This is a genomic window from Nocardia sp. NPDC050175 (genome assembly GCF_044459885.1).
Lineage (GTDB): Bacteria > Actinomycetota > Actinomycetes > Mycobacteriales > Mycobacteriaceae > Nocardia.
The window spans coordinates 41980-54454 of sequence record NZ_JBITJI010000011.1; the positions used below are offsets into that span (position 1 = coordinate 41980).

A 12475-nucleotide genomic window follows, 5' to 3' on the forward strand; every position below is an offset into this window, starting at 1 on the left:
GCTGGGTAGTGTTGAAGAACGAGCACGGACATTGCTCATGACCGGGGCCGTGCTCAGAATGGAGCTCCGGTCATGATGAGGACAGAGGAGGTCGGCTGCCATGGCACAAGAGCAGACCAAGCGCGCCGGGGGCGGCGACGAGGATGACGGTCCGGAGGGTGCGGACGCCGCCGGTCAGGAGCGCCGCGAAAAGCTGGCGGAGGAGACCGACGACCTGCTCGACGAGATCGATGATGTGCTCGAGGAGAACGCCGAAGACTTCGTCCGTGCGTACGTTCAGAAAGGCGGCCAGTGACAGTAGGTGACCCCTCGCGTCTCCACCTGGGGTACGCCCTCTCGTCCTTCTCCGAATACCTCCGCATGCACGCTCCGGAAATGTTGCCAGGCAACAAGTTCGGACCGATCGATGGCGCGGCTCTGAGCGCCACCAGTGCGAAGGACATCGCGCCGCATGGCACCACCATCGTCGCGATCAGCTACCGCGGTGGCGTGCTCATCGCCGGTGACCGGCGGGCCACCCAGGGAAACCTGTTGGCCAGCAGGGACATCGAGAAGGTCTACATCACCGACAGCTTCTCCGCGGCCGGCATCGCCGGCACCGCGGGCATGGCCGTCGAGATGGTGCGGATCTTCGCGGTGGAGCTGGAGCACTACGAGAAGCTCGAGGGCGTATCCCTGACCTTCGACGGCAAGTCCAACAAGCTGTCGAAGATGGTGCGCGAGAATTTGCCCGCGGCCCTGCAGGGGCTCGCGGTGGTGCCGATGTTGGTTGGTTACGACGTCAATGCGACAGATCCGGACAAGGTCGGTCGCATCGTGTCGTACGACGTGGTGGGTGGACGTAGCGAGGAGCGGTTCGGTTACGCCGCGGTGGGATCGGGTTCGGTCTTCGCCAAGGGGTCGCTGAAGAAGCTGTACGCCAAGGGAATTGATCAGGAGCGCGCGCTGCGCATCGCCGTAGAGGCGTTGTTCGACGCGGCCGACGACGACACCGCGACGGGCGGTCCCGATCTGATGCGCGGGATCTATCCGACGGCGATCGTGATCGACGAGGAGGGCGCGGTCGAGGTGACCGAGGACCGCCTCGAGGTGATCGCCCGTGGCATCGTGGCCGATCGTGAGGCTGCCGAAGAGGGGAGTGCCCGCGCATGACACTGCCTTATTACGCGTCTGCCGAGCAGATCATGCGCGACAAGACCGAGCTCGCCCGCAAGGGCATCGGTCGGGGTCGCAGCGTGGTGGTTCTGGTGTACGACAAGGGTGTGCTGTTCGTCGCGGAGAACCCGTCCGCGACGCTGCACAAGGTGAGTGAGCTCTACGACCGGGTGGGTTTCGCCGCGGTCGGCAAGTACAACGAGTTCGAGAATCTGCGCCGCAGCGGAATCCTGCAGGCCGACATTCGCGGTTATCAGTACGATCGCCGCGACGTGACCGGCCGTGCGCTGGCCAACGCCTACGCGCAGGTGCTCGGGTCGATCTTCACCGATCAGCTCAAGCCCTACGAGGTGGAGATCTGTGTGGCGGAGGTGGGGTATCCGGAGCAGCAGCCGACCTCGGTGCTGTATCGGATCACCTTCGACGGATCGATCGTGGACGAGCGCGAATACGTGGTGATGGGCGGCACGACCGAGCCGATCCTCACCGCGTTGAAGGGGTCCTACAAGCCGGGGCTCGACCTGGCCGGCGCGGTCAAGGTCGCGGTGGCGGCGCTGCAGGCGGGCGTCCCCGAGGGTGCAGAGAAGGAAAAGCGGGTGCTCGACGTGAACTCGCTCGAGGTCGCGGCGCTGGAGCAGGCGCGGCCGCGGCGGGCCTTCCGCCGGGTCACCAACTCCGCGCTGGAGCAGCTGCTGAACCCGGCCAAGAAGGGCAAGGCCAAGGCGGCGGAACCGGCGCCTGCGGAGACTCCGGAAACGGAGTAACCACCAACTAGAACTTCGGGCCCGTGTAGGGGCATACCGCGATCGCGGGTGCCCGTGCACGGGCCCGAAGTCTGTCGGCTGCCGCTGTTCGGGAGGGTGATCCTGGCCACTTCGTTCCGTGCGCCGGACCGAATCGTTGTGAAGACGTATGCGTTCGTGTTGTCCGCAGCCCCACGCGAGCGCATCACATGGCTGTAATGTCGATAGTGTGCAGCGACGAATCATGGGGATCGAGACCGAGTTCGGTGTGACATGCACCTTCCACGGTCACCGTCGGCTGTCCCCCGACGAGGTAGCCCGGTACCTTTTCCGCCGGGTGGTGTCCTGGGGTCGCAGCTCGAACGTGTTCCTCCGCAACGGTGCTCGGCTCTATCTGGATGTCGGGTCCCACCCGGAGTACGCGACTGCCGAATGCGACAGCCTGCACCAACTGGTGACCCACGACCGAGCGGGCGAACGGGTCCTCGAAGAGTTGCTGATCGACGCCGAGCAGCGGCTGGCCGAAGAAGGCATCGGCGGCGACATCTACCTGTTCAAGAACAACACCGACTCCGCGGGCAACTCCTACGGCTGCCACGAGAACTTCTGTGTGGTGCGTGCGGGGGAGTTCTCCAGGATCTCCGACGTGCTGTTGCCGTTCCTGGTGACCCGTCAGCTGATCTGCGGTGCGGGCAAGATCCTGCAGACGCCGAAGGCGGCCACGTTCTGCCTGTCCCAGCGTGCGGAGCACATCTGGGAGGGCGTGTCGTCCGCGACCACGCGTTCGCGGCCGATCATCAACACCCGCGACGAGCCGCATGCGGACGCGGAGAAGTACCGCCGCCTGCACGTCATCGTCGGCGACTCGAACATGGCCGAGCCGACCACCATGCTCAAGGTCGGCACCGCCGCCCTGGTGCTGGAGATGATCGAGGCGGGCGTCTCGTTCCGGGACTTCGCCCTGGACAACCCGATTCGGGCGATTCGCGAGGTCAGTCACGATCTCACCGGTCGTCGTCCGGTGCGTCTCGCCGGCGGTCGCCAGGCCAGCGCCCTGGACATCCAGCGCGAGTACTACGCCCGCGCGGTCGAGCACCTGCGCAACCGCGACCGCGACCCGCAGATCGACCAGGTCGTCGACCTGTGGGGTCGCACCCTGGACGCCGTCGAGGCCCAGGACTTCGCCAAGGTCGACACCGAAATCGACTGGGTGATCAAGCGCAAGCTGTTCCAGCGCTACCAGGACCGCTACAGCATGGAACTGTCCGACCCGAAGATCGCCCAGCTCGACCTCGCCTACCACGACATCAAGCGCGGCCGCGGCGTCTTCGACCTGCTGCAACGCAAGGGCCTGGCCAAGCGCATCACCGAAGACGAGGCCGTTGACGCCGCCGTCGACACCCCACCCCAAACCACCAGGGCAAAACTCCGCGGCGACTTCATCACCGCCGCCCAGGAGGCAGGCCGCGACTTCACCGTCGACTGGGTCCACCTCAAGCTCAACGACCAGGCCCAACGCACAGTCCTCTGCAAGGACCCGTTCCGCTCGGTCGACGAACGCGTGGACCGCCTGATCGCGTCGATGTAAAAGCACTAGTCGGGCGCTGATTGGGCGTCATAGATTAGAGCTATGGTGACCATCCAGATTCTGGACGTGCCTGACGAAGACGTGAGAGTGCTGCGTCAGCGCGCTGGACGGCTGAGGGAAGTTCGCGGCGAAGTACCTACCTGGCTTGCTCGGGTGTCGGATGTGGCAACTGTCCCTACCGTGGACATATGGCAGACACGGAACTTCTGAACGAGCTGCTCGAGGTTGAGCGTAGGGGCTGGGAGTCGCTGTGTGATGGCACGGGCGCTGATTTCTACGGTTCCCTGATGACCGGTGACGCGGTGCTGGTGCTGGCGCACGGGGTGGTGCTGGGGCGTGGCGAAGTTGTTGCCGCGCTCAAAGATTCACCGCCGTGGCGGACCTACGAGATCCTCGACCCGCGGGTGGTCGACGCCGATGTGGACAGCAAGATTCTCGTCTACACCGGCGTCGCCTACGGCGATGCGGAGGCGCCTGCGTTCCGCGGGATCATGTCGAGCGTCTACCTGCGTGCGGGCGGCGAGTGGAAACTGGCGCTTTATCAGCAGACGCCGATCCCGGACTAGCCCTCCGCCGCACGGCTTTTGACATACGCACGCGTGTTGGTGCGGCGAGCCGTCGTGCGGGAAATCAGATGGCGTGCGGCCGTCTAGCCTTCCGCGAGGTAGCGCTCGACGGTTTCGACCTTCGAGGTCATGCCGTCGGTGACGCCGGGGCGGATGTCGGCTTTGAGGACCAGGCTGCAGCGAGGGGCGGCGGCGAGGACGGCGTCGGTGGCCTGCTTGACGACGCCCATCACCTCGTCCCATTCGCCCTCGATGGTGGTGAACATGGCATCGGTGCGGTTGGGCAGGCCGCTGGCACGCACGATGCGGACGGCCTCGGCTACGGCGCGGCCGACGTCGACGCCGGTGCCGAGTGGGGTCACGGAGAAAGCGATGATCATGAGATCAATACTGCCGCTCCGACACATGTGATCGAGTGAATCGCGCGCCGACGCGCACGTGCGGAGTCAGGCCGATTACCCTCTATCGGGTGGCGATATCCAAGGTCGAGCGGCTGATGAATCTGGTCATCGCGCTGCTGTCGACCCGGCAGTTCCTGACCGCGGAGCGGATCCGGGACAGCGTCGCGGGGTACGAGGATTCGGCCAGCGACGAGGCGTTCAGCCGAATGTTCGAGCGGGACAAGAACGAGCTGCGTGACCTGGGCATACCCCTGGAGATCGGGCCGGTCGGCAAGTACTCGTCGGTCGAGGGCTATCGGATCAACCGGGACGCCTACGAGCTGCCCGAGATCGACCTGACCGACGAGGAAGCCGCCGCCGTCGCGGTCGCCGTGCAGATGTGGGAATCGCCGGAACTGGCCGCCGCCGCGGACGGCGCGCTGCTCAAACTGCGTGCCGCGGGCATTCATGTGGAGACCGATGCGGCCGTGGCGTCGGTGCCTGCCGTGCCCGCGCGGACTCGCGGCTCGGAGCCGGTACTCGGCAAACTGCTCGCCGCGATCGACGCGGGCCAAGCGGTCCGTTTCGAGCATCGCGGCGCGATCAATGCCCCATATCTGATGCGTGACGTGGAACCTTGGGGCGTGGTGACCCGGCACGGCCGCTGGTACCTCGTCGGACACGACCGGGCCCGCGATGCGGTACGCAGCTTCCGGCTGTCCCGGATCGGCGACGACGTGACCGCCTACGGGCCGGAAAACGCCGTCAGCAAACCGGACGGTATCGACCTACGCAAGATCGTCGACACGGTCACCAGCTCGGCACCGGTCAGCGGCACCGCGACCGTGTGGGTGGCCGATGGACGCGGCCGCGAGCTGCGCCGGATCGGCCAGGTCACCGGCGAACGCACCATCGGCGGCCGGGTGGGCGCCGTGGTCGAGCTGCCGGTGCGCTCCCGCGACTGGATCGCCCGCCTGATCACCGGCCTCGGCCCGGACGCGGTCGTGCTGGCCCCGGCGGAACTGCGCGCGGATGTGGTCACCCGCCTGCGTTCGGTCTTCGATCGCACGGAGGTCACCGCGTGAATTCCAGGCTGTCCGTTCGACTTTCCCGGCTGCTGAACATGATCCCGTACTTCATCGCGCACCCTGGCATCAGCGCCGCGGAGGCGGCCGCCGACCTCGGCGTCACCACCAAGCAGCTGATGAGCGACCTGAACCAGCTGTGGATGTGCGGCCTGCCCGGCTACGGCCCCGGCGACCTGATCGACCTGTCGTTCTCCGAGGAGAGCATCGAGGTCACCTTCTCCGCGGGCATCGACCGCCCGCTGCGCCTCACCTCCACCGAGGCGACCGCGCTGCTGGTGGCGCTGCGCTCGATCGTGGACATGCCCGGCATGGTCGACCCGACCGCGGCCCACGCGGCCATCGCGAAGATCGAATCGGCCATTGTCGGCGGATCCGGCACCGCACCCGACGGCCACCGCATCCCGCCGACCGAGGCGCCCGCCGTCGCCGCGGTGCGTTCGGCGTTGGCCAGGCAGCGCGCGTTGAGTCTGGTCTACTACTCGGCGAGCCGCGACGTCGTCACCGAACGGGTCGTCGATCCGATCCGAATTGTCTTGGTGGACAACAACAGTTACCTGCAGGCCTGGTGCAGGCAGGCCGAAGGCGTTCGCCTGTTCCGGTTCGACCGGATCGAGGCCGCCACCGAACTCGACGAACCGGCCAGGCCGCCGAGCCATGCCACCGAGGAATCCGCGGCGCTCGACCTGTTCCAGGACGATCCTGCGGTTCCGTTGGCGCGCTTGCGAATTCGCGGCGACTACGCCTGGGTGCTCGACCAGTACCCGATGAACCGGCTCGCGGTGCACCCCGACGGCAGCCTGGAGGCGACCATGCGGTTCGCCACCCTGGACTGGATGGCCCGCCTGCTACTCGGCTTCGGTTCCGGCGTAACGGTTTTGGGCCCGCCGGAACTGGTAGCCGCAGTGCGCGAGCGCTCCAACGCCGCACTGGCCGCCTACGCGGAGGCCGGATTCGAGGCGGCCGGGTGACGAGCCGGATCATGGTGATCGGTGCGGGCAGCATCGGCCTGTTCGTCGGCGGCAAACTGGCCGTGGCGGGAGCCGACGTGACGTTCGTCGGCAGGCGGCGGATGCTCGATGAGATCACCGCGTCCGGTCTCCGGCTCACCGACCTCGACGGCGGCGACGATTCGTTGCCTGCCGGTCGATTCCACACGGCCACCGAGCCGGACGACGTCGGCTCGGCCGATCTGGTGCTGGTCGCGGTGAAATCGGCGGCGACCGCGGACGCGGTGCGCGAGCTCACCGGCAAGATCCGACCGGGCACGGTGGTGCTGAGCCTGCAGAACGGCATCGGCAACGACACGGTGATCAGGGAAATCCTGCCCAATTGCGTGGTGCTGGCCGGGATGGTGATGTTCAACGTGGTGCATCACGAGGGCGGACGGTTCCATCGCGGCACCCAGGGCGTGCTCGCCGTGCAGGACGATCCCGGGCTCACGCCGTTCCTCGGCGTCTTCGAACAGGCCGGCCTCGCACTGCGCCGCTACCCCGACCTGCGCCCGGTGCAGTGGGCAAAACTGCTGCTGAACCTGAACAACCCCATCAACGCCCTGTCCGGGCGTCCGTTGCGCGAGGAACTCGCCGACCGCAACTATCGCCGCTGCCTGTCGCTGGCCCAGCGGGAAGCGCTCGCGGTGATGAACAGGGCGCGAATCACACCAGCCCGCCTGACACCGCTGCCACCAGCGGTGATGGCGACGCTGCTGACCGTCCCCGACGGTATTTTCCGGCGGGTCTTCGGTCGGGTGCTCGCCGTCGATCCGATGGCACGCTCGTCCATGGCGGACGATCTCGCACTCGGCCGCAAAACCGAAATCTCTTGGCTCTGTGGCGAAATCGTCGGTCTCGGTGCGATGGTCGGCCTGCCGACACCGGTGAATCAGCGGCTGATCGAACTGATCGTCGCGGCCGAGCAGGGCGACCGGCGCACCTGGACCGGTGCGGAACTGTACGAACAACTGCGGGCCGCGCACGCGAGCGGCCGTTGAGAGAGTGCGCACGGCTCGGCTGAACGCTGGGCCAACGCGGGCCGGACGGTGCGTTCACGCACGTCACCCTCCGGTAGCATCAGAACCATCACCAGTCTTGGGAGGTAATAATCATGGGCAGTCTGAGCATCTGGCACTGGCTGATCATTGCGGTCGTTTTCGTGATGTTCTTCGGTGCCAAGCGGATGCCCGACGCGGCCCGCAGCCTGGGTCGGTCGCTGCGCATCTTCAAGAGCGAGGTCAGTCAGATGCAGAACGAGGGCAAGGAGTCCGACAGCGCGTCGGCCGCTCCGGTGCAGCAGCCCGCGCAGCAACTGCCTGCCGCACAGCCGGTGACCCCGTCGGTCACCCAGCAGCCGCAACCCCAGGCCGAGCCGAAGACGCTCTGAGCGTAATGCTCGTCCCGGAGTGAGCAGGAACTCACTCCGGGCATTGTGCTGTTGCATTCAGCACTCGCCAGCTCACTAGCCGAGCTTCCGACCCAGGGGCAATCACCAGCCATGCGAATCCCGTTCGATCCCCGGCAGAGCAAGCGCCGGACCAACCCCGACGGCACCATGTCGTTGGTCGAGCACCTGCAGGAACTGCGCTATCGGCTGCTCGTCTCGATCGCCGCGGTCATCGTCACCACCGTGTTCGGGTTCATCTGGTACGAGTACGGGTTCCTCGGCGTCGAGAGCCTCGGCGATATTCTGCGCGGGCCCTACTGTTCGCTGCCGGATTCGTCACGCGCCGCGATCAGCCCGGACGGTACCTGCAAGCTGCTGGCCACCGCGCCGTTCGAGCAGTTCACCTTGCGCTTGAAGGTCGGTATGACCGCGGGCATCGTGCTCGCCGCGCCGATCTGGCTCTACCAGTTGTGGGCGTTCATCACACCTGGCCTGTACGCGAAGGAACGCAAGTACGCGGTCGGCTTCGTGTCGACCGGCACCGTGTTGTTCGCGACCGGCGCCACGTTGGCGTATGTCGTTGTCGCCCACGCGTTGAGCTTCCTGCTCTCGATCGGCAACAACGTCCAGATCACTGCGCTGAGCGGCTCGCAGTACTTCGGCTTCATCATCCAGCTGCTCGTCATCTTCGGCGTGAGCTTCGAAACCCCGCTGCTGATCATCGGATTGAACCTCATCGGGGTGCTCACCTACGCGCGGCTCAAGGCGTGGCGGCGCGGAATCACGTTCGGGCTCTTCGTGTTCGCGGCCATCGTGACCCCGCAGGACCCGTTCTCCATGCTCGCCCTGGCGATCGCGCTGACGGTGCTGTTCGAGGTCGCGATCCAGTTCTCCCGGATCAACGACATCCGCCGGGCCCGCAGGGAAGAGGAGAGCCTGGCCGCGCTGGCCGACGAAGAGGCGTCCTCGATCACCGGCCCCGACCCGATCGATCCGGCCGACTCGCTGGTGACGCCCCCGGATAAAACCGGGCGCTCGATGTCGGACTACTCCGATACCCTCTGACGGTGACACATCACCGGTCGCATACGGGCGAGCTAGCGAAGTTTTCCACCGAGCTGAAGTTCAGCCTGGATCCTTTCCAGCGCACCGCCTGTGCGGCACTCGAAGAGGGGCACAGCGTCCTGGTTTGCGCGCCGACCGGTGCGGGCAAGACCGTGGTCGGCGAGTTCGCCGTGCATCTGGCGCTCGCCGCGGGCGGTAAGTGCTTCTACACCACGCCGATCAAGGCGTTGTCGAACCAGAAGTTCGCCGACCTGACCGAGCGTTACGGGCGCGACAGCGTCGGTCTGCTCACCGGCGACCAGTCGATCAATCCCGGTGCGTCGGTGGTCGTGATGACCACCGAGGTGCTGCGCAACATGCTGTATGCGTCCTCGGATGTGTTGCGCGGGCTGTCGTTCGTGGTGATGGACGAGGTGCATTACCTCGCCGACCGGTTCCGCGGCGCGGTGTGGGAGGAAGTGATCCTGCATCTGCCGCCGGACGTGAAGCTGGTCAGCCTGTCGGCGACGGTCAGCAACGCCGAGGAGTTCGGCGCCTGGATGGAGACCGTGCGCGGTGACACCGCGGTGGTGGTGGACGAGACTCGGCCGGTGCCGCTGTGGCAGCACGTGATGGTCGGGCGGCGGATGTTCGATCTGTTCGACACCGATTCCACCGATCAGAAGGTGCTGGTCGACGAGGATCTGGTGCGGTTCATCCGGCAGCGTGAGGCCGCTGATCGGGCGAACAGCTGGGATCGGCCGCGCAATGGACGTGGCGGTCCGCGGCGTGATTTCCGGCCGTTGCCGCGGCCCGAGGTGCTGGCCAAGCTGGACGAAGAGGGATTGCTGCCCGCGATCACCTTCATCTTCAGTCGCGCGGGGTGCGACGGTGCGCTGGCGCAGTGCCTGCGTGCGCGGCTGGATTTGAGCCGCGAGGACGACCGCGAACAGGTCGACGCGATTATCGAGAAGCACACCGGTGACCTGCCGAAGGCGGATCTCGAAGTGCTCGGCTTCTGGGAGTGGCGCGAGGCGGTGCATCGTGGGCTGGCCGCGCACCATGCCGGCATGCTGCCCGCGTTCCGGCATACGGTCGAGGAGCTGTTCGTCAAGGGTCTGGTGCGGGCCGTATTCGCTACGGAGACACTGGCTCTCGGTATCAACATGCCCGCGCGCACGGTGGTGCTGGAGCGGTTGGTCAAGTACAACGGCGAGTCGCATGCCGAGCTCACTCCCGGTGAGTACACCCAGCTGACCGGTCGTGCCGGACGTCGTGGCATCGACGTCGAGGGTCACGCGGTGGTGCTGTGGCAGCCGGAGGTCGACACCAGCGCCGTCGCCGGTCTGGCTTCCACCAGGACCTATCCGCTGCGTAGTTCGTTCAAGCCCGGCTACAACATGTCGATCAACCTGATCGACCGGATGGGTTCCGCCGAATCGCGTCTGCTGCTGGAGCGTTCGTTCGCGCAGTTCCAGGCCGACCGCTCGGTGGTCGGGCTGGTGCGCGGCATCGAACGCAACGAGGCGCAGCTGCGCAAGCTGCGTGATCAGCTCGGCGGCACGGATGGTGACTTCCTGGAATACATTTCGCTGCGCGAGCGGATCAAGCAGCGGGAACGGCAGATCGAGCAGCAGGGTCGCTCCGATCGGCGCGGGATCGCGGTCGCCGCGCTGACCGCGTTGCGCCGCGGTGACGTGGTGGCGATCCCGTCCGGGCGCCGCGCCGGTCTTGCGGTCATTCTCGAACCCGACGCGACGCCGGGCGATCCGCGGCCGCTGGTGCTCACCGAGGACAAGTGGGCCGGCCGGGTCTCGGTCGCCGATTTCCCGGTGCCCGCAGAGACATTGGGGCACATGCGGTTGCCGCGACGGATCGACCACCGCACCGCGCAGACCCGCCGCGATCTGGCGTTGGCGCTGCGCAGCACCGGAATTTCCGCGCCGGGCCGGCCGCGGCGTGGCAAACGCGGTTCGGCCGCCGACGATCGCGAATTGTCGACCCTGCGCCGCAGCCTGCGCTCCCATCCGGCGCACACCCGCGCGGATCGGGAGCAGATGGCCCGCATCGGCGAGCGCTACAACCGGCTGGCCCGGGAAACCGAGACCATGCGCCAGAAGGTTGCCGCCACCACGAACTCGCTGGCCCGGACCTTCGATCGGATCGTCGGGCTGCTGGAGGAACGCGGCTTCGTGCACGAGTCCGAGGTGACCGCGGACGGGCGCAGGCTCGCGCGGATCTACTCGGAGAGCGACCTGCTCGTGGCCGAATGCCTGCGGCAGGGGCTGTGGCGCGGGCTCGGTCCGGCCGAATTGGCCGGTGTCGTTTCGATTCTCGTGTTCGAATCCCGCCAGGACGGTGGGTATCTCGGTGTGACGGGTCCGACGGAGCCGATCCGGCGGGCGATCGGCGAGACCATTCGGGTGTGGAGCGAATTGCGGTCCGACGAGTCGCGGCACAAGTTGCCGCCGACCAGGGAACCGGACCTGGGATTCGTCACCGGCGTGCACAAATGGGCACGTGGCGACGGGTTGGCCGAGTCGTTGCTCGCCAGCGGCGACCAGGCCGCGCCGCTGTCCGCAGGCGATTTCGTGCGCTGGTGCAGGCAGGTGATCGACCTGCTCGATCAGATCCACGGCAGCGCCGACGATCCGGAGGTCGCCTCGACCGCTGCGAAGGCCGTGCGAGCGATCAGGCGGGGTGTCGTCGCGGTGGACGCCGCGTAGCGGATTCGATTGTGATTTGATTTCTTTCGCGTACCGACCGTGGCGGAGGACTCGAGTAATCCGACCGTTCCCACGCGGGGGGCTACCGTGTGTACAACGATGCGAGTGGAGGCAACCAGATGAGCGGCCCGTTTGGACCCAGCGAACCCGGGGAGGGACGCAACGATCCCACCCAGCAGTGGGGTGGACAGCAGGCACCCGGCGGGACGCCCCAGTGGGGCCAACCGCAGACGCCTGCGTCGGCGCAGCCGACCCAGCAGTGGGGTGATCAGCAGCCGCCGCAGCAGCCGTGGGCTCCGCAGCCGCAGCAGCCTGCCCAGCCGCAGTGGGGTCAGCAGCCCACTCCGCAGTGGGGTCAGCCCGGTCAGCCGAGCCAGCCGCAGTGGGGTCAGGCGCAGCCGCAGGATTGGCAGCAGGGTCAGCCGCAGCCGCAATGGGGGCAACAGCAGCCGCAGTGGGGCCAGCAGCAGCAACCGCCGCAGTCCGGCGGCAAGGGGAAAGGCCTGGTCATCGGCCTGGTCGTGCTCGGTGTCGTCGTCATCGGCGCCATCATCGCCCTCGTCCTCGTGCTGACCTCCAAGGACAAACTGGACCAGTCCGCCGTCCAAGACGGCGTCAAAAAGGTCCTCACCGACTCCTACGGCATCCAGGACGTCGCCGACGTCTCCTGCCCCTCCGGCCAGGAAGTCAAGGTCGACGCCACCTTCGACTGCAACCTCAAGGTCAGCGGCGAAGCCAAAAAGGTGACCATCAAGATCACCAAGGAAGACGGAACCTACGAGGTCGGCCGCCCCAACTAGGACCGT

13 protein-coding genes are annotated in these 12475 nt (G+C 66.8%); 12 read left to right on the top strand and 1 reads right to left on the bottom strand.

Annotated features, from left to right (window positions below):
• Positions 1-100: 100 nt before the first annotated feature.
• The 5 genes from ACIBK2_RS31855 to ACIBK2_RS31875 all read left to right on the top strand — a co-directional run bounded on the left by ACIBK2_RS31855 (position 101) and on the right by ACIBK2_RS31875 (position 4052).
• A complete protein-coding gene (locus ACIBK2_RS31855; RefSeq protein WP_107657679.1) occupies positions 101-295 on the top strand; it encodes a ubiquitin-like protein Pup in 195 nt (64 codons plus the stop codon).
• Complete coding sequence (gene prcB / locus ACIBK2_RS31860) at positions 292-1152, top strand: proteasome subunit beta (RefSeq protein ID WP_357389342.1); 861 nt, start codon at positions 292-294, stop codon at positions 1150-1152. Before ACIBK2_RS31855 ends, prcB begins: the two co-directional genes overlap by 4 nt.
• The gene (gene prcA, locus ACIBK2_RS31865; protein ID WP_396972595.1) at positions 1149-1919 is read left to right on the top strand and encodes a proteasome subunit alpha; all 771 of its coding nucleotides are present in this window, start codon (positions 1149-1151) and stop codon (positions 1917-1919) included. The genes prcB and prcA overlap by 4 nt, the downstream gene beginning before the upstream one ends.
• A gap of 208 nt (positions 1920-2127) precedes the next feature.
• Complete coding sequence (gene pafA / locus ACIBK2_RS31870; protein ID WP_396972597.1) at positions 2128-3486, top strand: Pup--protein ligase; 1359 nt, start codon at positions 2128-2130, stop codon at positions 3484-3486.
• Between the two features lie 188 nt (positions 3487-3674).
• On the top strand, positions 3675-4052 hold the full coding sequence (locus ACIBK2_RS31875; RefSeq protein WP_396972599.1) for a nuclear transport factor 2 family protein: 378 nt from the start codon (positions 3675-3677) through the stop codon (positions 4050-4052).
• Between the two features lie 83 nt (positions 4053-4135).
• Here ACIBK2_RS31875 and ACIBK2_RS31880 read toward each other — a convergent pair whose 3' ends face one another.
• Positions 4136-4432, bottom strand: a complete 297-nt coding sequence (locus ACIBK2_RS31880; protein WP_396972601.1) for an MTH1187 family thiamine-binding protein — start codon at positions 4430-4432, stop codon at positions 4136-4138.
• Between the two features lie 89 nt (positions 4433-4521).
• On the opposite strand from ACIBK2_RS31880, the gene ACIBK2_RS31885 reads away from it, so the two are divergent.
• From ACIBK2_RS31885 to ACIBK2_RS31915, 7 genes are all read left to right on the top strand, one after another.
• Positions 4522-5517 carry a helix-turn-helix transcriptional regulator gene (locus tag ACIBK2_RS31885; protein ID WP_396972603.1) on the top strand — a complete coding sequence of 332 codons (996 nt, stop codon included), beginning with the start codon at positions 4522-4524 and terminating at the stop codon, positions 5515-5517.
• Complete coding sequence (locus ACIBK2_RS31890) at positions 5514-6488, top strand: helix-turn-helix transcriptional regulator (protein ID WP_396972604.1); 975 nt, start codon at positions 5514-5516, stop codon at positions 6486-6488. Before ACIBK2_RS31885 ends, ACIBK2_RS31890 begins: the two co-directional genes overlap by 4 nt.
• On the top strand, positions 6485-7510 hold the full coding sequence (locus tag ACIBK2_RS31895; protein ID WP_396972606.1) for a 2-dehydropantoate 2-reductase: 1026 nt from the start codon (positions 6485-6487) through the stop codon (positions 7508-7510). Before ACIBK2_RS31890 ends, ACIBK2_RS31895 begins: the two co-directional genes overlap by 4 nt.
• A gap of 113 nt (positions 7511-7623) precedes the next feature.
• A complete protein-coding gene (gene tatA, locus ACIBK2_RS31900) occupies positions 7624-7899 on the top strand; it encodes a Sec-independent protein translocase subunit TatA (protein ID WP_357389358.1) in 276 nt (91 codons plus the stop codon).
• Between the two features lie 111 nt (positions 7900-8010).
• On the top strand, positions 8011-8964 hold the full coding sequence (tatC, locus tag ACIBK2_RS31905) for a twin-arginine translocase subunit TatC (RefSeq protein ID WP_396972609.1): 954 nt from the start codon (positions 8011-8013) through the stop codon (positions 8962-8964).
• A gap of 2 nt (positions 8965-8966) precedes the next feature.
• Positions 8967-11669, top strand: coding sequence for a DEAD/DEAH box helicase (locus ACIBK2_RS31910; RefSeq protein ID WP_396972611.1), 2703 nt, complete (start codon positions 8967-8969; stop codon positions 11667-11669).
• A gap of 119 nt (positions 11670-11788) precedes the next feature.
• On the top strand, positions 11789-12469 hold the full coding sequence (locus tag ACIBK2_RS31915; protein WP_396972613.1) for a DUF4333 domain-containing protein: 681 nt from the start codon (positions 11789-11791) through the stop codon (positions 12467-12469).
• The last annotated feature ends 6 nt before the right edge of the window (positions 12470-12475 follow it).

Excerpts from the sequence above, each read along its gene's own strand:
- ACIBK2_RS31915 (WP_396972613.1), top strand. The coding sequence starts at position 11,789 with ATGAGCGGCCCGTTTGGACCCAGCGAACCCGGGGAGGGACGCAACGAT.
- tatA (WP_357389358.1), top strand. The coding sequence starts at position 7,624 with ATGGGCAGTCTGAGCATCTGGCACTGGCTGATCATTGCGGTCGTTTTC.
- ACIBK2_RS31875 (WP_396972599.1), top strand. The coding sequence starts at position 3,675 with ATGGCAGACACGGAACTTCTGAACGAGCTGCTCGAGGTTGAGCGTAGG.
- prcA (WP_396972595.1), top strand. The coding sequence starts at position 1,149 with ATGACACTGCCTTATTACGCGTCTGCCGAGCAGATCATGCGCGACAAG.
- tatC (WP_396972609.1), top strand. The coding sequence starts at position 8,011 with ATGCGAATCCCGTTCGATCCCCGGCAGAGCAAGCGCCGGACCAACCCC.
- ACIBK2_RS31880 (WP_396972601.1), bottom strand. The coding sequence starts at position 4,432 with ATGATCATCGCTTTCTCCGTGACCCCACTCGGCACCGGCGTCGACGTC.
- ACIBK2_RS31855 (WP_107657679.1), top strand. The coding sequence starts at position 101 with ATGGCACAAGAGCAGACCAAGCGCGCCGGGGGCGGCGACGAGGATGAC.